The sequence below is a fragment of the Enterobacter sp. RHBSTW-00593 genome (assembly GCF_013784105.1).
GTDB lineage: Bacteria > Pseudomonadota > Gammaproteobacteria > Enterobacterales > Enterobacteriaceae > Enterobacter > Enterobacter ludwigii.
The window spans coordinates 1,669,748-1,688,607 of the sequence record NZ_CP056393.1 but is presented as its reverse complement, the minus strand read 5'-3'; the positions used below and the strand labels follow the sequence as shown (position 1 = coordinate 1,688,607).

At 52.2% G+C, this 18,860-nt stretch carries 12 protein-coding genes and 1 pseudogene; all 13 read right to left on the bottom strand.

Annotation, left to right across the window (positions count from 1 at the left end; translation table 11 throughout):
* Positions 1-217: 217 nt before the first annotated feature.
* The 13 genes and pseudogenes from HV242_RS07850 to HV242_RS07790 all read right to left on the bottom strand — a co-directional run bounded on the left by HV242_RS07850 (position 218) and on the right by HV242_RS07790 (position 18,858).
* Positions 218-1,609 carry a VasL domain-containing protein gene (locus HV242_RS07850; protein ID WP_044868150.1) on the bottom strand — a complete coding sequence of 464 codons (1,392 nt, stop codon included), beginning with the start codon at positions 1,607-1,609 and terminating at the stop codon, positions 218-220.
* 87 nt (positions 1,610-1,696) lie between these two features.
* Entirely contained in the window at positions 1,697-2,041 is a 345-nt protein-coding gene (locus HV242_RS07845) for a hypothetical protein (RefSeq protein WP_104440251.1), read from the bottom strand.
* A gap of 90 nt (positions 2,042-2,131) precedes the next feature.
* A complete protein-coding gene (gene tssE, locus HV242_RS07840; protein ID WP_050736606.1) occupies positions 2,132-2,581 on the bottom strand; it encodes a type VI secretion system baseplate subunit TssE in 450 nt (149 codons plus the stop codon).
* Between the two features lie 225 nt (positions 2,582-2,806).
* Positions 2,807-3,655, bottom strand: a pseudogene (locus HV242_RS07835) (type VI secretion system Vgr family protein); the annotation flags it as partial.
* Positions 3,656-4,359: 704 nt separating this feature from the next.
* Positions 4,360-5,154, bottom strand: coding sequence for a hypothetical protein (locus tag HV242_RS07830; RefSeq protein ID WP_050736605.1), 795 nt, complete (start codon positions 5,152-5,154; stop codon positions 4,360-4,362).
* Between the two features lie 11 nt (positions 5,155-5,165).
* Entirely contained in the window at positions 5,166-7,577 is a 2,412-nt protein-coding gene (locus tag HV242_RS07825) for a type VI secretion system Vgr family protein (RefSeq protein WP_249417857.1), read from the bottom strand.
* A 4-nt stretch (positions 7,578-7,581) separates the two neighbouring features.
* On the bottom strand, positions 7,582-8,106 hold the full coding sequence (tssJ, locus tag HV242_RS07820; protein ID WP_050736603.1) for a type VI secretion system lipoprotein TssJ: 525 nt from the start codon (positions 8,104-8,106) through the stop codon (positions 7,582-7,584).
* Between the two features lie 35 nt (positions 8,107-8,141).
* Positions 8,142-9,230, bottom strand: coding sequence for a type VI secretion system baseplate subunit TssG (gene tssG / locus HV242_RS07815; RefSeq protein WP_050736602.1), 1,089 nt, complete (start codon positions 9,228-9,230; stop codon positions 8,142-8,144).
* A complete protein-coding gene (tssF, locus tag HV242_RS07810) occupies positions 9,194-10,963 on the bottom strand; it encodes a type VI secretion system baseplate subunit TssF (protein ID WP_050736601.1) in 1,770 nt (589 codons plus the stop codon). Before tssF ends, tssG begins: the two co-directional genes overlap by 37 nt.
* Before the next feature lie 32 nt (positions 10,964-10,995).
* Positions 10,996-12,249 (bottom strand): lysozyme inhibitor LprI family protein, encoded by a 1,254-nt coding sequence (locus tag HV242_RS24215; protein ID WP_237760679.1) that lies wholly within the window; start codon positions 12,247-12,249, stop codon positions 10,996-10,998.
* Between the two features lie 28 nt (positions 12,250-12,277).
* A complete protein-coding gene (gene tssA, locus HV242_RS07800; protein ID WP_050736600.1) occupies positions 12,278-13,885 on the bottom strand; it encodes a type VI secretion system protein TssA in 1,608 nt (535 codons plus the stop codon).
* Positions 13,886-14,285: 400 nt separating this feature from the next.
* Positions 14,286-17,657, bottom strand: coding sequence for an ImcF-related family protein (locus HV242_RS07795; RefSeq protein WP_050736599.1), 3,372 nt, complete (start codon positions 17,655-17,657; stop codon positions 14,286-14,288).
* The gene (locus tag HV242_RS07790) at positions 17,650-18,858 is read right to left on the bottom strand and encodes a hypothetical protein (RefSeq protein ID WP_050736598.1); all 1,209 of its coding nucleotides are present in this window, start codon (positions 18,856-18,858) and stop codon (positions 17,650-17,652) included. The genes HV242_RS07795 and HV242_RS07790 overlap by 8 nt, the downstream gene beginning before the upstream one ends.
* Between the last annotated feature and the right edge of the window lie 2 nt (positions 18,859-18,860).

Below are 18,860 nucleotides of genomic sequence, written 5' to 3'. Positions count from 1 at the left end.
GGCGGGATCCACGGATAGTCAAAACAAACGGCATACCGGGCTTCGGAGAAAAAGCATGTCCATTATCACCGATATCACCTCAAAAACAGCGGAACGGACGATAAAACGATCCCTCATGGCAGCATAACTGGCCTGACGCTTCATCATCTTAAAACGGGGAAATATCCGTGAAGCTTCCCGTCATAATGACGAGTTTTAAAGTATCTTAACGATGGATTTACTCTGATGCATTCCGTTTTATTTCAGCATATCGGGCTGCCAGTTGTTTCAGATGCATCTCCAGCTGCGACCTCGCAGCTGCAGGTAAAGGTACACCAGGAGGATTTTCTGACAAGATACGCAGTTGCTCTTCAGCCGGTATGGACTGGTTAAAAGACTGCCGGACGGAAAATACAACGGACTTCAGTTCACTGACCGTCATGTATTTGCCTTTCTGCTCATCAAGCCCGTTCAGCCGGTCACTCAATTTTTGTAGCGATGACATCCCCTTATACCAACCATTGAGCTGTTCTACCGGTAATGCGGCAGCATTAAGGTGTTGCTGCCACTGTTGTATCAGGGGTTTTGCTTGCTCCGGCCACAGCACCTGAGCCTGTTCTGTAAGTTTTCGGCTGTAAGTAATACTCCAGTCAGGAGGCAATTTATCCAGTCGGGCAAGCTGCTGCTGTGTTTGTTCTATCATTGTTTGTGATGACGGAGATTGCTGACGCAACATATCCAGTTTTTCAGGCGCGAGAGGTGCAGGTAACGGAGCCAGTGAGGCAGCAAGCTGAGTCTGTAGCGGGTCTGGTCGGTGAAGAAATTGCCAGCTCCACACTGCGCCCGTACTTATTATCAGCATGGTACACATTCCGGCAGCGAAGGATTTCCACTTTTTTACCTGAGTGGGCATTGCCGTCAGTACTTCCACATTTGCGTGGTGTTCTGGCTGTGCAACGAATACCCATTTCACTGGGCTGTCTGGCGCTGGGGTCTCTTCAGAGAGACTACCGGTATGAGAGCCTGTTGATATGACTGCACCATTCTTTACGGTGGCAGGCAGGACAATACCAGACTGAATATTCGACCCGGTACCGGTTGTATCGTTGCTGTTTTCCAGCCGGACAGCACTGTTGTGCATCAGGGAACGCAACGTATCGAGCTGGCTCAGATGCTTAAGCTCAAGACGTTGAAGCACCTCCCCCAGACTGCCAAGCAGTTGCTCAGCCCGATACAGTTGTCTGAGGTCGCTGTAATTGAGCGGGAGCGAGCGCATCCGCTGCTGAAGACGCTGGTTCAGACTGCTGAGGATTTCCATGCGGGCATGTACCGGCTGCGGCCACAGTGTCCCCCATTGATGGCTTATCAGCGCATCCAGTATCGCCAGGCCTTCATTGAGGCCGAATAAGCCGGCCAGTTGCGTCCGTGCCAGCGTGTACCAGGCCGCCGTCTGTAACTCCACACCGTTTTGCTCAAACAGTGAAAGGCAGAGTTTTTCGACATAATGCCAGTTCACATCCGGACGGGCCGGATGTGTCAGTTTACTCAGTTCATCACGCAGGGTGGCATAATCCGCTAGCGTGCGCGGATCGCCACCGGTTTTGATTTTTCGTGGATTGATGTCATTCATGGCTGAATATCCAAATGAAGGTTGCGGTGCTGTACTTCCTGTTTATGCAGCTTCACCACAAGTCTGCTGGTACTGCCAGGTTAACAGCTATGAAAGAAGCGCTAAAATCAGACAAAAAGAAGTACTTTGATCAAAAGGTTGTACTGTGCGCAGCAACATCCCCGGGGGATTAAAGGTCCAGTCACTGAAATGACCTGCCCGTATGAACAGGCGCCCCAGAGAGATCACGCAGCCTTCTGCATGAAGGGTCACTTCCACGCATCCGGTCACGCCCTGGCCGTACAAAAATACTGGTGTAAATTTCACAGACTGGTCATCTACACACAGAAAGATATCGGTAATCTCAAGAGCCCCGTACTCCACCAGCAGATCCGTAACGGATGTATTCAGCGTCCCCTCGTTCAATCCGGTACCCTCCAGCCACGCGTCCATTTGCTCCTGAAGCTGCGCATTCGCTGGCAAAAATCTGCAATATCGGCCTGACTCTTACCGTGTGTTGGAACTGATGAAAGCTGTCTGGCCTTACACACGAATTGCGGTATCGAGATACTGCTGTTGCTTCAGGTGCCTCAGCATCACGCGTCCTTCGGGCATAAACTCGGTGCCGTAACGTACGAGGCCAATGCCCTTAAGCTCAGCATCAATGGCATAACGCAACTCTCCTGGCACGTGCTGTTCAAGTAAAGTTACATTGAGGGACTGCAAACGGGGTTCATACTTGAGCAGGACACCGGCCAGCGTATCGATCAGCTCGTGGGCTGTACCCGGCATGCCTTGCAGAATTTTGGTCATGTCCGGCAAACCATAATCTGGTAAATGGGATATGGTCCCGGCTCGGGCGTTCAAAATACGCTGGATGTTATCCAGTACAGATAAAATGACCTGGTCTTCTTCGTTTACATCTTCAAGGGGAAGATCCCCTGTAAAGTTGCCGGTAAGAATTTCATATAAAGAGGGCGTTTTTTGATTCATAATATAGCAAATTATTTTAAATGATAGAGATTTAGGTTCTAAGGGATGTGAATTACCTTATGTTTCTTTTAAGGATTTTTTTGCAAAAATAATTATTGAACAACCGGATAATGAGGAACAAAACATCAATATTACTCGAAGTGGATTTGTTCCATACCAAGAATAAAACATAAAGATAATAACCAGACCAAAGATTACTGAAGAGTGCTTTGGTTTTATAGATGTTGCTAGAAATGTAATGGATTCGGTCTCCGGCTCCGGGTTGGTGTCATCACCTGCGTCACGATAAGGCGCTGAGTAGCGGTAATGCTTTCCGGTGGTGACCGCGTCGCTACGCACGCTGACCGTCGCATCCATCAGTGTGGAGGCTGTCCGGTAGTTGTAATCCCGCGTTGCTACCGTGCCGGTGGCAAGGATGTGCCAGGTTCGTACATCCCAGACCGACTCTGCCGCACCGTCAAACAGACCCGACGGCTCGCTGCAGGGCAGGCGCACATCAAACTGGTAGTTGAGCTGGCTGTCGGCCAGTATGTACGTATCCAGACCGCGCACGTCGTCCATCACCGTACGCCAGTAAATCCCCACTTCAGACAGAATGCGCCGGATAAACTCAAGGTCCGTTTCCCGCCACTGGGTGATAATTTCACGCGGCGGGTACGTGCGCTCCAGTCTGAACTCGAAATCAGGTCCCTCCAGCCCGTGTTTGCGCAGCACTTGCTCCACCACCTCAGGAACGGACTGGTTCTGATATACCGCACACTGCCGGGTGTATCCCAGGAGCGCCAGGCGGGAACTGAGCGTAAGACGGTAGTGGGACTGATCCTTTGAGGTGGAAAGCCATTCCAGGCGGGTAATAATGCCGTGGACATTTTTACCGCTCCGCACCCGGAAAGAGGCATATTTCATCAGGACCTGTTCAGGGGGGATATTCGCCTGTTGGGTCGTGAACTCAATATCCCATTTGAACGGTTCGCTCAGTACTTCCCTGCCCCGAAATCGCAGAACATCCGGTTTTACCAGGCTGTCGTTGATATCCAGAAAGTAACGGGTCTGTCCGTCAAAAAGCGCTAACATTTTGTTGACTTCTTGCCTTGCAGATATCGACTATTTGGAAAAGCGTTGGAGCCATTCCCCATATATTGAGACACTCATAAATGTTAACTGTACTCTGGGATCTTCCTCATTTGTAAGCTCAAGAAGAAGATTACCTGTAAAATTGCCGGTGAGAATTTATATATTGCTTATGCCTTTATTGTAAATTTCTATTCAACCAAGATATAGAAAAGGCCAGAAATATAACGCAGGCAATGAATAATGAAACATTCCTGAACATTTCCACTTCAAAGAAGAGGTATGCTGGATAAACAATTAACAGAATATATTTAAGTCGCCTTGCTGTTTTGGATGTGTGCGACTCAGAAGGTACTTTTCTCAATTGACCATTTAATGAGAAAACAAATAGATAAGACAAAGAAGAAGAGAAAATAAACAATAAGGCCCTATATGGAAAATCAGCTTCAAAGATTTCAATCCCCAATAGCAGAGTTGAACTTATTGCTACGATGATACCTATTGCTTGCTTGGGAACAACTGCTGATATAAATATGCAAAACACAAGAATTAAATATACATAAAAACCATATAGGTTTGTTGATATGTGGGTTTTATGTGGAATAAAAAACTGGGCGTAAAGTAAAGAAATCGAAATGGTGATGATTCTATAGATCATACATGCTAACAAGCCGATCAGTAGTTTACTATTAAATGAATTAATGTTTTTATTTATTCCATGCCGCATAGTTATCATACTCTTCTGAGGTTATAGAGTTACCTAATGCATCAGTTGACGCTCCATTATCTTGCTCGACAACATTCACAGCAGGGTAAGTGCTACCACCAGATTTAATGCTATATGTAAATCTTTGGCTTGCATATAACGCCCCTCGGAGTACAAAGAAATTATCATACGTATTAGTTCTATCGGCAACATCAGTACGTTTACCAGTTCCCCATATCATACCGGTTTCAACAGTTGATGGTATATTTTTTTCCATTCTATATGTATCTATGGCGAAAGGTATTTGCCCAACGGCATCAGTCCAGTATGGGATTTTATTTATCATTACGAGGAGATAGCTGGCACCACCCACACTATTATTTTTCCAGTCGCCCTCACCTTTTGGACGAAAAGCCAAAGGCGTTCTATCGATAACTGAAAATTCTGCAATATCATCCCAAGTGAATATTTTGTAAGCTTCTTTTGCGTAATCAGCTTCGTTAACATACAACAATTTCCGATAGTTATCTGCCAATGGTTCAAACCATTGATACTGGAATTTATCATACAACTCTTGAGCTGTCATGATTTTAAAAGAATCCTTTTCACCCCCTCTCAAAACGAACAAAACATCAGCGTTTTTTCTTGTGATTATCAAAATGTTTGGCACTTCAATTTTATGGGCTTCTTCATCTTTTTCAGGCGTGGTATTACCTTTTATTCCTAATTCCGTTTTTTCATTTTTTGTAACAATAAAATAGGGGGTGCCATCGACTTCAATATTTATTTTTTTCATTGAATTATTACTCAGCTTAAAAATACCCAATACTCAGACTCACTGTCTTTCTTGTCGATATATCCATCTGTGCCAGAGCCTGAAAGTATTTCCTCTCCCTCCATTGTTTCAACACGATAATTGACATTTGAAGAGAAATTTAACTTTCTGTCGTAATACTGAGTGATCATTACCATCTGCTTCAATGACTCAATTGGTAGATTGGTTGCACCAGCAAACATCGTCCGCTTCACCTTCCGCAAATAAGACGCCGTCGTACCATACTCGACCTTCCCGGCCTCGAGTCGCAGATAGCTTCCGCCGCCGATCAGCGTGATACGTTTTTTCCCAGCGAATGAAATGTCACTCGCCGAGCTCAGCGTCAGCTTCTTCTCAGCAAACAACCGCAGGCTGGCGTTTTGCGCCTGGATATCTATTGGCCCTTCTCCGGATTTGACGCTCAGTTGTCCGGTCCGGGCAAATAGCCCCAGTTTTTCTCCGGCCAGCGTGGTTAGATTGCCCATAGTTCCGACGCTGATATCGCCCCCGGCGTTGACGACCACGTTTCGTGCTGCGGCCAGTTGCATATCTTCACCACTGGTCAGGGCCATGCCTTCCGGGGCTGTAAAATGCACAGCTTCATTGAGCGGTTTCAGCCGCTGCTCAAATATCTGTATCTGGCTGTCGACATCCGCTTTCAGGGCCTGTGCATTTTCGGCGGCTATTTCCAGCTGTTGCAGTTGCTGATTAAGCCTGTCTATTTCCTTCAGCGCGGCATCCATGTCCAGGGCTTCGCCCTGCGCTTTCGCCTGTGCATCTGCACTGATGAACAGTCCCTTTCCGGCGCGGATAACCCCGTATTCATCAGTGCGCAGTTCGCTACCGGTGCCGCGGGATTTGCCCTGATTGTCCACCAGGTGCCCGCTGTTGAGCTGCGTCTTGCCGTATTCCGTGGCGAGCTTGATATGCTCCTCGCCACGTTTGTCCTCCATCCGCAATTTTGAGTTAGCGGGTGTTCTGAGGATATTTCGGGTGTGATTATCCCGGTTCACGAGGTCCGGGTGTTCCGAGTCGTGTAGTGCATACGCGATGTACGGCAGGTCAATATCGCCGTTGCTGTAGGCAATGGCCACTTCGGTCCCGTCGGTGAGCGGCGCATGCCAGCCCAGCGTTTCACCAGCATAAGGTTTCGCCATCCGCAGCCACAGGTAACCGTATCCGGGTTCCGTCCCCTCCTGGTCGAAGTCCAGCTTCACCCGGTAGCGCCCCTGCGCATCCAGGTGCGCGTAGATATCATTTTTCTCCCGGCTCTCAATCCGGGCCGGAAGCGTACCCGGGATGACCGGACGCGGGACTTCTACAGGACGGAAGCAGTAACGCTCGGTGTAAGGCATTCCCCACACCGACACATGCAGACGGGAATCACGGGCTCCCCGGTAGGTCACCAGGGTGAGGATAACGCCCTCTTTCAGGGCAGTTATGACATCGCCCTGCGGCTCAAGCACCTGTCCCGGTGCAAGGTGGGCAGCGTTGCTGAACAGGTGAATGCGGGCCGTTCTGTTCAGCTCCCGCTCATGATGGAGCCGGGCCCAGAACGCGCCGGATTCGGTCTCCGGCTCCGGGCTGGTGTCATCACCTGCGTCACGATAAGACGCTGCGTAGCGGTAATGCTCTCCGGTGGTGACCGCGTCGTTACGCGCGCTGACCGTCGCATCCATCGGTGTGGAGGCTGTCCGGTAGTTATAATCCCGCGTGGCGACCGTGCCGGTGGCAAGGGTGTGCCAGGTTCGTACATCCCAGACCGACTCTTCCGCACCGTCAAACAAACCCGATGGCTCGCTGTAGGGCAGGCGCACATCAAACTGGTAGTTGAGCTGGCTGTCGGCCAGTATGTACGTATCCAGACCGCGCACGTCGTCCATCACCGTACGCCAGTAAATCCCCACTTCAGACAGAATGCGCCGGATAAACTCAAGGTCCGTTTCCCGCCACTGGGTGATAATTTCACGCGGCGGGTACGTGCGCTCCAGTCTGAACTCAAAATCAGGTCCCTCCAGCCCGTGTTTGCGCAGCACCTGCTCAACCACCTCAGGAACGGACTGGTTCTGATATACCGCACATTGCCGGGTGTATCCCAGGAGCGCCAGGCGGGAACTGAGCGTAAGACGGTAGTGGGAATGATCCTTTGAAGTGGAAAGCCATTCCAGGCGGGTGATAATGCCGTGGACATTTTTACCGCTCCGCATCCGGAAAGAGGCATATTTCATCAGGACCTGTTCAGGGGGGATATTCGCCTGTTGGGTCGTGAACTCAATATCCCATTTGAACGGTTCGCTCAGTGCTTCCCTGCCCCGAAATCGCAGAACATCCGGTTTTACCTGGCTGTCGTTGATATCCAGAAAATAGCGAGTCTGCCCGTCAAAAAGCGCCAGCCAGTTATCCATTATGTCACTCCTTTACCGGCACGAGGCTGAGCCAGCCATCACCCAGCTCGATGGTCCGGGGCTTGTCCGGATCGAGGTCGTCACGGGTCAGTACCAGACGCCAGCGGTTGTCCTTCTGATCCGGTCGGTTAAACAGCCCCACCACCGCCACGAACTGTGCGTCTTCATCCATGGGCATATTCAGAGAAACGCTGCCGTTGGGCATCACCAGCAGCTCTTTTGATGCCAGTACATCGTCCTTAAGTACCGTATCGGCATTGCGCAGCAGCGTCTGGTAATCGGCGGCATCAACCGCTTTCCGATCCCTGAGGAGATAAACCCGCACCATTGTTGCCAGCGGCGTCTGTGCGGCATCGGCGTTAATGGCCGTGCGTGGGGTAAAATCCAGATGCACCGTTTTAATTTTCTTATAGAAGATGGATTTCGTGATGCTGACCGTACCGTCCGTGACGGTCTGCGTCAGACCGCAGCCTGCGAGTAGACCACAGGCAATAAGCGTCAGCGCCCACCAGCGGGTTACTGTTGCCATTCAAAAGTTCCTTTATTGAGAGAGGGAATACGTGATTAGTCGAAGCGGTAACGTCCGTCTTCTGCGGGTTGCAGTACCGAATAGTGAAGCCCTTCATAGCAACCCAGGTTGATGGTCAGACTTTCCCGTGGCGTATTGAGTTTGCCTTCCTTCAGACCCAGTAAACCGGTTCTGCCCAGCTGTATACGCCTGCCCTTGCCCAGACGAGGCTCAGGGAGCAATCGCACAGGCACGGTGAGGCGCACTCGGGCGTCACTGCGGTAGCCGAGGTAGACACGCAGCAGGACCATCAAATCGGTATGAAGGACACCACCAGGTAACCAGCCTTCCGCCTCGTCAGGATCCGCTGTCTCCAGTGACACCAGGACCCGGCTGCATGCTTCTTTTGCGGTTTTACCCAGCGTGGCTCGCTGCGAAAGACGGATCTGGCTCCCGATACCCAGCCCGCTACGGTTATCGATATGCACCTTAACCGGATCGGGTTCGGTGATAATTGTCCGGGTATTCGGTGCCAGCAGGCTCACCAGGGCCCGGATGCCTTCAGCATTGCGGGTGGGTAATCGCATGGTGCCCAACAGGGCCAGGAAGCGTGAAACCGGCGTTGCCACCTGCTCAGCCGTGCCCGGTATACCAAGGCCGACCAGCCCCAGCAGACACTGTGATATGGCATCGCGGCCACCTGCCTCGAAGGTCGCCGGATAGGCGTATTTTCGCCAGATCCGGTAATATTGTGTGGTGATCCGGTGGCTGAAAATATCCAGAAATGAGGTGATCGCCTCGTGTCCTTCACGGCGCTGCGCAATGTCGTCCAGGTAGGTCGTCGGCAGAGGCGAATCCACGCCATACATGCCGAGGAATGTGGTGCGGACGGTCGGTGGCAATGTCGGTTGGTCTTCGTCGTTCTCCACCGCTTTCAGGGTACTGACCGGAAAACCCATACCAGGCCAGGGCCTGAAACGCACCGGATCGTCGCCCGGATGGCTGGTGGTACCCAGTTTCGGGGCGTCCGGATTTTCCTGCTCCAGCAGTTGGCAGAAACGATAGAAATTGGCCCGCCAGATATCTTTGTTAAGGGCCAGGGCCAGCGTCAGCCCGGTACGTGCTGGCTGTGATTCTCGCGCCATCTCAGTCGTTTCCCTGTCGGTTGCAGCACCAGCGTGAGCTGATTAAAGAGGTGAATATCGGCATAGAGCGCGAAGAACCGGTGCAGCATCTCCCCGAAGAGATTCACATCACCCTCGCCTGCAAAATTATCCATATTCAGCGTGACCTCAATGTCCACGCCCCGGAGCATAAAGCCCTTCTCAAAACGGCGGATCAGGGTGTGCTTCACGGAGACGATTGCTTCAAGCCGACGGCGGTTCATTTCATCGTCGGTCCAGTCATAGAGCGCCAGCGTCCCCCGCAGGACTTCAGGGTTATTCATCATGCTGAGGAAGTTTGATCCGAGGTGACTCATCACCCGCCAGTGGAAACGGTCGTTTGCCGGTGGATACAGTGGCATGGTGGGGGCCGAGAGGTTCAGTACCCTGACGGGCACTTTGCCTGCTTTCACGGCCCTGTCTAGTAGTGTGCTTTCCAGTGCCTTACGCGGAAGCTGCCCGTTGGTCCCGGTTATTCGCATCGAAAGGGATTCTGGTTTATCAGACAACTGCTCCAGCTCGAACGAGCGGCCCCCGAGAATTAACCATGTGTCATACAGACCAGAGGGGCCGCGTTTCACGCGGGTATGGAAGTAACGCTCAGGGGCATCGTGGCGCATCATACCGCCCCGGTGGCGGAAACTGGTGAACGGTACATAGGGGTGTTTGCCATTCTTCACCGCGCCGTGGATGTTATCGACGCTGTAAATCTCGGTGTGACCATCCTGAAGACGCAGCGGCCTGAGCAGATATTCATTATCGAGCGGATCCAGGGTCAGCGGGTCGGCTTCCAGAGTGAAGAGATTAATGACCGGTGCACAGTGCAGACGGAAGTTTTCTGTCTCAAAAGGCAGATCGGATGACCAGGCTTCACTGAGCACAATGTCGATTTCAAACCAGGTGCTTGTGGCAGAAAGCCCGATGCTGTCGAGTCCACGTAACTCAACAAACATAAACTTCGGACGGAAGCTGAAATACTCCAGCAGCAGCTGGTAACCGCTAAAGGCGGTATCGGCTTTCTTCCACAGTCCATCATTGTCATCAAAGCCCATGGGTTTGCACCAGCCATCGAACTGATGGCGTTCGATGTAGGTCCCGGCGTGACGGGCATACATGGCGTGAACACGACGGGTCATTGCCAGATGCAGCGCATAGCTAACTGGACTTTCTGCATTGAGGAAGATGGCGACCTTGTCGATCCCGGCTTTACTCCAGTCCACTTTTTCAGGGCATTCGAAGCGCAGACGGATAGCAGAGCGGCCATTGGTTTCAGTATGGAGGCGGGCATCTGCAAGGTGCAGCGGTTGTAGCGGCACATCGCGAGTCGTCCGGTACTGACAGGCGGTTTTGTGCGGCCCGACAGGACGAGACAGAACGGAGAAGCCTTCAGCCAGCATTTCGGCCTGACGCAGACTACGCCAGTCAGGCGAGAACTCGACGATGGCCAGCGACGGGATGGTCCGCATATAGTGTGGCCACAGCAGGCTCACCAGACCTTCGGTCAGCTCTGGCAGGTCGTCATCAAGCTTTTCACGCAGACGGCCCATCAGGAAAGCAAAGCCTTCGAACAGGCGTTCCACATAAGGATCGCGGGCGCCGGGTTTATCCAGATTAAGCATCGCAGCACGATCCGGATGAACCCGGGCAAACTCTTTACCGGCTTCTCGCAGGTAGCGCATCTCTGCTTCGTAATAGCGCAGGGTTAAATCATCCATATAAATTATAAATCCCGATAGATTGATTTTATTTAATTAGGTTCTTTTGCTATGTATATTTCTGACTTAAAATCATCTTGATAAGAATATGCATAAACAGAAAGAATCAGGTCCTCTCCGTCATACTTTATATAAAATGGATCTAAAATACCTTCTACGGGAATAATCCGCTTTGTTGTTTTATTGCCAATATCGGTTTTCCAGATGCAACCTAAAGCGCCGCTATTATCAAAATAAAATGAATTGCTGTCATCTCCCCAGACATATTGCCGTGTATATCCAAATATATCGTCAGTGATAGAGTTATCCGCTTTGTCTGCAAAAACATTCAAACCCAGGTCCGGACGATTGGCCGGAAATACGTACATACCTTCATCTGGATCTTTAACGTTACCATCACTTGAAGTAAGTCGCCATTTGCCATCAGGTGATATCAATGAAGCATTGCACTCTGAGCTGCCACAATACCCAGCCCATGGTGTGGTTTTTTTTGTTAAGGAATCAGCTTGCTCTGGGGATATATCAGAAATGCCTTTTTCGCCACTCGGAGATATAAATAAATAATGATAGTCTTTATGAGTATCATCGCCAATAGAAAAATAGGCTAAAGCGTTTCCTTGTGCATCTCTGGCACGGGATATTAAATTTATATTACCGTCATATTGTTGAATGATGCGAGGGTAAGTATCGTCCTTAAGCTCTACGAGCAGTGTAGTGTCTTTATCCTGGTACCGCCCGCTAACAGAAATGTAAATGTATAAATCATTCTTAATTATCTGGTATGTTAGTATTGACGATACATTCTTGCTCTCAAGATTAATTCCACCCTCGAAGCTTTCAGAAGAAAATATTTCTTTTACATGCCATGGAGAGTCAGTTATTGTAAATCCGGATTTGGTCTTAATTGGGGCATCTAATGCTTCGTCCAGTTTGTCGCCATCGCGATTAAAAATATCATTGACATTCTGGAGGGTGTTGCTTCCTGACAGATTTCTATTGCGTATTAAATAGCTGTTGGTAATACAGGTTACATCACTCTTGCAATTGTTTCTCTCTTTTAGCCATTCATTTTGACGCTCAGACAGGCTTCCATGGCTTAAAGAACTGTCATAGGTCTTTTTGAAAAAATTGTTTAGAGCACTGTCAAGCCCTGATAAATATTCATTGCTACATATCGTTTTTTCTGTCTGTGATAAATTTACAAGGGAACAATCAAATCCCGCAGATACTGCAACGTTGCTACCAGAAAGAAGGCATAAAGCCAGGGCAATAAAGCGAAAACGCATAATATTCCTTATTTGTATCCATTCAATATTACTGGCAAAGTACCATGGCACGGGCCGGGTCAATGGCGATCAGACCTGCCAATAGCGTATCCATCTCAGGCATCAGACGGGCTTTATCAGATTCGCTGCGACCGGCTTTCATGCGTAGCAGCTTCAGGCGTCGGGCCTGGACTTCAAATAACAGAGCGGGCTCCCAGTCTTCCAGCGTCAGCAGTGGCGCACGGGTCGTGAGTTCACCAAGCAGGTGAAGCGCCATATCGTTTCGGCCATACTGCTCTGCCACCCGGGCCATGAGCAGGCGTATCAGCCAGCGATGGCGCGGGGTATCCATCCCCGGTCGGGACTGGAGCCAGGCAAGCGCTGCTTCAGGCCCTTCAGTGTCTCCCTTTTCCATGGCTTCGGACTCAAGAAGCAGCACATCGTCCGCCTGACCATTAACGACGTTAGCGGATTCATCGCCGTACAACAGGCCCTCTTCATTCACTTTTTCAGCAATCCAGGCAGTAGTGACTTCGTCGGCAAAGGGAGTGCCGTCATTCCATGCCAGCCCTTCAAGGCCCGGGAGGCGTTTAAGCAGCAACCGCAGATCGAAGAGGACAGAGTCTGACCAGGTATCCCAGGGCTGACCCGCATGGCTGAGCCCCTGCCAGAGATACCACTGGAGATCGAGCCAGAAATGATTCACGCCTTCGCAATACATCTGGCTGGCCTGCTCAACCAGCTCGACCCAGTTTTTCTGAAGGTAAAGGCGCTTCAACTGAGCTCGATACTCGGGTTTAGGCGGTACCAGGCGGGTGCGCCCGCTACTGTCCAGCGGAGGGATCTGATCGACCGTATCCCACCGCACGGTCTTTATCAGTCGATGAGAAGCCAGCCAGCCCTGCGGCTGCTCGCTCAGCCAGCGGGAAAGTAACTTTGCCTGGTCGAGTAAATCGCGGCCAGATTTCACGGCTGACAGCTGCGGAGAATCAGAATGGGCAGGTTCACGCCCGTGCTCATGCGTACTGCTGTTCTGGGGGACCAGCGCTTCCATGCCACCCGAACGTGCCAGACGGTTTTCAAGAGCGGTACAAAGGCCTGCAAAAGACGGTTTCTCGGCTTCCGGCCAGTCAGCCACTGTGGATTCAAGCAGGCTGATGACGCCAGCCGTCAGACCGGCATCATTGCTGTCCACCTCGGGCCATAACAGCAGTGCATCAATCACTTTTGCACTGTTCAGCCACTCCAGCGCAGCTTTTCGGGCTACGGGACGCCGGGGATGGCATGCCTGCCCGTAGCGGGCCAGCATCGCGACAAGCAGCAGTAAGCCTTCGGACAACCCTTTTTCACCGTCGCGGCTGAGTCGGGCCTGCACGTACCAGGTCACGACACGAATGTCTTTGGCGCATTCGCAAAGACACTTCTGGGCCAGCTCACACAATAACGCTGAATCGGTACCTGAAAGCTTGTTGATCTCCTCACGCATCAGCTGAAAATTATCATCATATGCGGGATCGTCCCCGGTTTCTGCCCCGAAGGTGAACGGGTGCAGCCAGTTATCCCAGAGCGACAGGGCATCATTTGCCCGCGAGATGAGGCGCTGCCTTTCTTCCTGCCTGGTGGCGCAGGCGGTTAACAGTTCTTCCGGTGAGCTCATTCTTTTTCCCGTTTGTTTGTCTCTTTTATAAACCTCACGACCGCGTCCAGAGAATCGTCGTCCTTACCATTGACGATTTGCGGTAGCTTCCATTTCAGCAGCATACTTTTCTCCTCCCCCTGAGTGGGTTTGGCCTTCCAGTAGCTTCACCAGTGGGCTTTTCTGACATGGGGACGAAGGCGCCGATGGGGCGCGGAGGCGCTGTCCCCTGGTGTACCTGGCGCTGGATTATGCTTCAGCCAGTCGCTGAGCCATGCGCGACACTACCGAAAGGTCATAAACTGGCATGGGGATAAGGATTCAGTTTCGTGCCATCGGTTCACTTTGCTGCAAATACCCAGAGACCAGCCTTCAACCTGTTTTGCGAAAGCCAGTGCCGGGTAAATTTTCCCGCCCATCATTATTGGCGCTCTTCTCCGCCAGCTGCGACGCTAAAGATAGTGTCGGGCAGCGTGAATCCCTGAAGTTTCAGCAATGCCAGGGGACCTGTACCGAGCTCGCTACGCATCACAAACTTCAGAGGGTTGCCATCGGCGGTGATCCACACCAGTTGTGTACGGCTGGCGTCAAGCGGAGTGATGAGAGCCTTGTCCAGCAGGCGAATGAAACCCCAGTTGCCCTGGTTACTGGCATACAGCTGCATGCCACTGTTCACACTACGCCAGCTGAGCGACACGCCAGGATAGTAAGTGTTTCCAGGCCAGGTGAAGCTTTGCCAGCTTTCCATCTGATTGAAGTAATCCAGGTTCTGCTCATCGAGAGTAAGCTGCACTCTGGCAACATCCCGTGAAGGACGCGCCATCAGTTCGAAGTGAACACCCGCATCGCCCTGAGAAAACACGATATCTGACAGTTCCGCCAGCTGATTAATCGCCCGGAGGAAATCCGGGCTGACAACCATCCCCTGACTTGCGGAAAGGTCAACGACCCAGCGATTTCCCTCCTGGTGGAGGATCCCGCCAAGATTCGTTTTCAGGAAGGTCGTGATTCGACCCGAGTCGCTACGCAGGAACTGAGCCAGCAACGGCAACGAGGCATCGCTGCCGGTGGCTTTAAACGGATAGCGTCCCGCAAAGGCCTTATTCCACTGTTCGACAATAGTCGACTGCCAGCGGGCATTGAGGCTTCCCGCTGCCGGGGCAAGTACCTGCCGCCAGGCCAGATCAAGCGGTTGCACAAATAACGACTGGCCAAATCCATTCCACTCCTGCCCCAGACTCGCCGCAACCAGACTGCCATAGTCGCGGGTATCGGTCAGATCGATGGCTTTGCCCTGGAATACTGTCTGGGCTAGCATCTGCGACATGGCCTGCGGATCCGGGGCGCTGGTAACCTGCTGGAGTTTCAGGCGTACCTGCGTGACGCGGGCAAGCCAGGACTGGAAACTGAGGTTACCGTTGGCACCGGTGCCCTCTTTACCTTCCATCAGCCCCATCAGTGGTCCAAACACCTCATCGAGCGGCCCTTTTGGGCCCTGTGCCTGTTCAATAAACTGTCTGGCATTTTTTTTCTGACCGATTAGCTTTTTCGCTGAGTCCACTATCGAATCAGCCAGTGCCTCACCTTTCTGCCCTGTTTTTCCCTGCCAGGCCAGCGTGTTCATCAGTGCCACCAGCGGCGACTGACGGACATCGCCGATCAGGTTGAGCTGGGCAATCGCCTCAGAAAGTGACGTGGCTTCCTGCCACTGAATGCTGTTGACCATGTTCAGCCAGGCATTGCCAAAATCGGTAAAATAGCGTTCAGTCAGGCGGGCTTTCAGCGCCTCCGGGGAGATATCGCTCCCTGTCTGGTGCGTCTTATCCGTCAGTACCCAGTCAATTTCATCACGGCGTGTCTTGACGACCTCGTTAATCGCATCCTGAACCTGCTCTTCCCAGGCCTGGCGTGTAAACATTCCCGGGACGACTTCGTCAGTGCTGAATACCGTTGAGGCATCGGTGTCGCCTGTCATATCGGCAAGCGTTAAATCAGGCCAGTTGCTGGCAACCCGCTTCAGCATGTCCTGGTACAACCCGGATTCAGCGTTACGCTGGCCAATCTGCTTGAGCAGGATCTGACGGATCGTGCTGATTAATTCCGCGTCAGGCTTAATTTTCCATTCCGGATGTGCCGGGAGGTTTTGCGCATAAAAGCCCAGCAGTTTCGGTGCGAGGTCCTGCCATGTGCCATCCGGCACATTCTGGCGTTTCGGTAAGGCTTTCAGCACGTTTTTTGCCAGCCAGCCTGCGTCCGCTTTGTCCGGACGGGCCAGCATCAGATAACTTTTGAGCACGTCGTAGGTATGCTGTGTACCCTGCATTCGGGCATCACTGGCAGGAGGAAGTTGCACAAAGGCATTCAGCTGCTGCCTGAGACTATCTGCGGTGACATCCCTTATCAGCTGTGCGTTATTTTTCGCATACAGCGGCCAGAGTGCGGCCAGCGTGTCGCTGTCCTGATTAAGACCAAATCGGGTATACCATGGAGCACCGGTCGCCTCACGGTGTTGCAGACGGGCAATGGCTTGCTGGAGTACGAGCTGGTTGTGCAGGCGTTCTGCCAGGGGTTTTGTGGTATCCGCTGCCTGACTCGCCGTTTCCTGTGCCTGATAAATCTGGGTACGGTTAACGATCAGGGACAGCAGTGTACCGGCCCCCCACAGAACAATCAGGGAAAGCAGAATTAACCGCAGCATCTTCAGCCAGTCGAAGCCCAGCTTTCTGCCGCTGACGGCATCACAGTCATCAATGACGGCTTTCCAGGTCGGTGTGTCGATGCGTGTATTTGGTACCGTTCCGGCAACGGCCAGTTCGGGGCTGAACATGACACCACGTAAACGCCATGCCGCAGATCCCTGCATCAGCCCGCTGAGTAAAACAGCCAGACTGGCTTTCAATTCGTGTTGAAGACGGGAAGATAACTGAAGCAGGCCGTTATGTGCCGGATTATTCAGTATCTGTGTTATACCGACTTTTTGCAGGCGCTGAGACAGCGTAGTCAATGCCTTATCCGCCTCTTTTACAGTGCCTTCTGGTCCGAATATCACCCCTTTCGCAGCCGTTTCCGCGTCCTGCTGAGCACTTTTGGCTTTGTCAGTCAGCCACAGCCAGACAGGCGCCTGCCAGCCCAGCTGATGATCGGCTTTCTGGCGGCAACGCAAGAAAGCATCCCGTTCGCTATCCGTCGGGAGCGCTGAAGTACTCATCACCTGAATAATGCCATCAATCGGCTGGCCAGATCGCAGGCGCTTCAGTTTTGAAAGGAAGATCTCATCCGGGAGTGACTGCGCATCACCGCCATAAATCAGCACGTTGCCGTCGCCTTCCTGCCAGAGGTCATAAGACAGGCCCGGGGCCGCTTTCTGGACGTCGTCCGGATTACCCATCACCAGCAGGATTCGCACTTTACGCTGCCAGCGACGGCCATAACGGAAACGGAGGTGCTCAGATACGGCATCCTCGCTGAAGACAGGCTCTTCTTCATCATCTTCGCTCGCAATGGTGCCTGTTGCCGGGGCGACCATCTGAGCCTTTTTCTGACCCCAGTGGAAATACAGCCCCGATTTACCTGCGAAGTCGAAGGCCTTCTCAATCAGCCAGCCGAATAAAAGCATCGCGGCAACCAGGATGGCACTGAACGTGAGGATCCGTTGCCCGTCATACGGCCCAAACCCCGTGACCAAGGCGACATTTTCCGGAAAGGCATAAAAGAGAAATGCCACGATAACCGTCAGAAAAAAGGCGACAGTCACAACGGAGCCGATGAGTGTTTTTACTTTTACCTTAGACATTTTTGGGCGTTCCCTTGCGAACTTCTTCTTTGGTGATGACCGCTACCCAGATGTCGTCTTTGTCAGCGGCGGGTTGTGCAGCGATAACCTGCACTCCGCGCTGTTCAAAGGCTGCATCAGCAAGCGTGATGGCGACCCATGGGGCACCATGGCCGGTATAGCCCAGCACGGGATCGATACTGGAATTGTCTTCTGAAAGGCTAAATTCAACACCGCTCTCTTCGCAGGCATTATTCCAGCCGCTGCCCGACGTCAATGTGGGACCGGAGATCCAGCTTCCTTTGAGTTCATTGGGTAGGGTCTTCGCCCAGAGCAGCGCCCGGTTGAGCGTCTTTGTGAGTGTTGTTTCTGTTCCCCTTTCGGGGCGATGAAGGCGAAGCGCATCCGGCCAGGCATGGGCTTTGCGGTTGCTTAATACCACCATTGAGACAGCATCAGCATCTTCTTCCCGGGGAGACGCCGGTAACGACAGCGTGATGGCAACCAGAATGCCTGGGTTGTCCCATCGCTTGTCCAGCCAGGCATCAAACGCCCCCAGCCCTTTTCCAGGCATCAGGCGAAAAATCCTGCCCGTCTTGAGTGAGAGATCGGCTTTTAGCTGCTCTTCAACCAGGGGATGCAGGTCACTGTCACAGTCCAGCATCAGCCAGCATGGCAGCTCTGGTGGAAGTGGCTGAACGATTACATCCACACGCGTGGTCAGCTTAGTGACTGCTGCTTTGAGCGCTTTCGATAAATCCGTTTGATATTCTGTTAAGGCCGCGTACCTGACCGGTTTGTCACATCCTCTTGGGTGCGAGAAATCGATAGCGGGAGCGGCGAGTTTCATTACTTCCAGCAGATCGTCGGTTTTGTTTCCGGCCGGAGCCTGGATGTGCGTACCGAGGATCCAGCCGCAGCGCTGACCGCGCAGAATTTCACTGTCAATAAGCGCTTCTCGCTCAACATTACGGGACTCGGCTCCCACCTGTTCGGCTTTATAGGCAAACCGGCGTAAACCGAAAAGAAGCCCCCAGGTGCAAAACGGAAGCCCCATCGCGGTGAACCAGAAGACAAATCCTGTTCTTTCTGACGTCCAGCACCATAGCGTGAGTGCTATGCCCCCCAGCATGAGAAATGCCAGGAACAGTACCCAGCGAAGAGTGCCGGGGCGAGCTACCTTAGGGGCCTGTTCAGGGATGGCATCCAGCCAGACGGGCATAA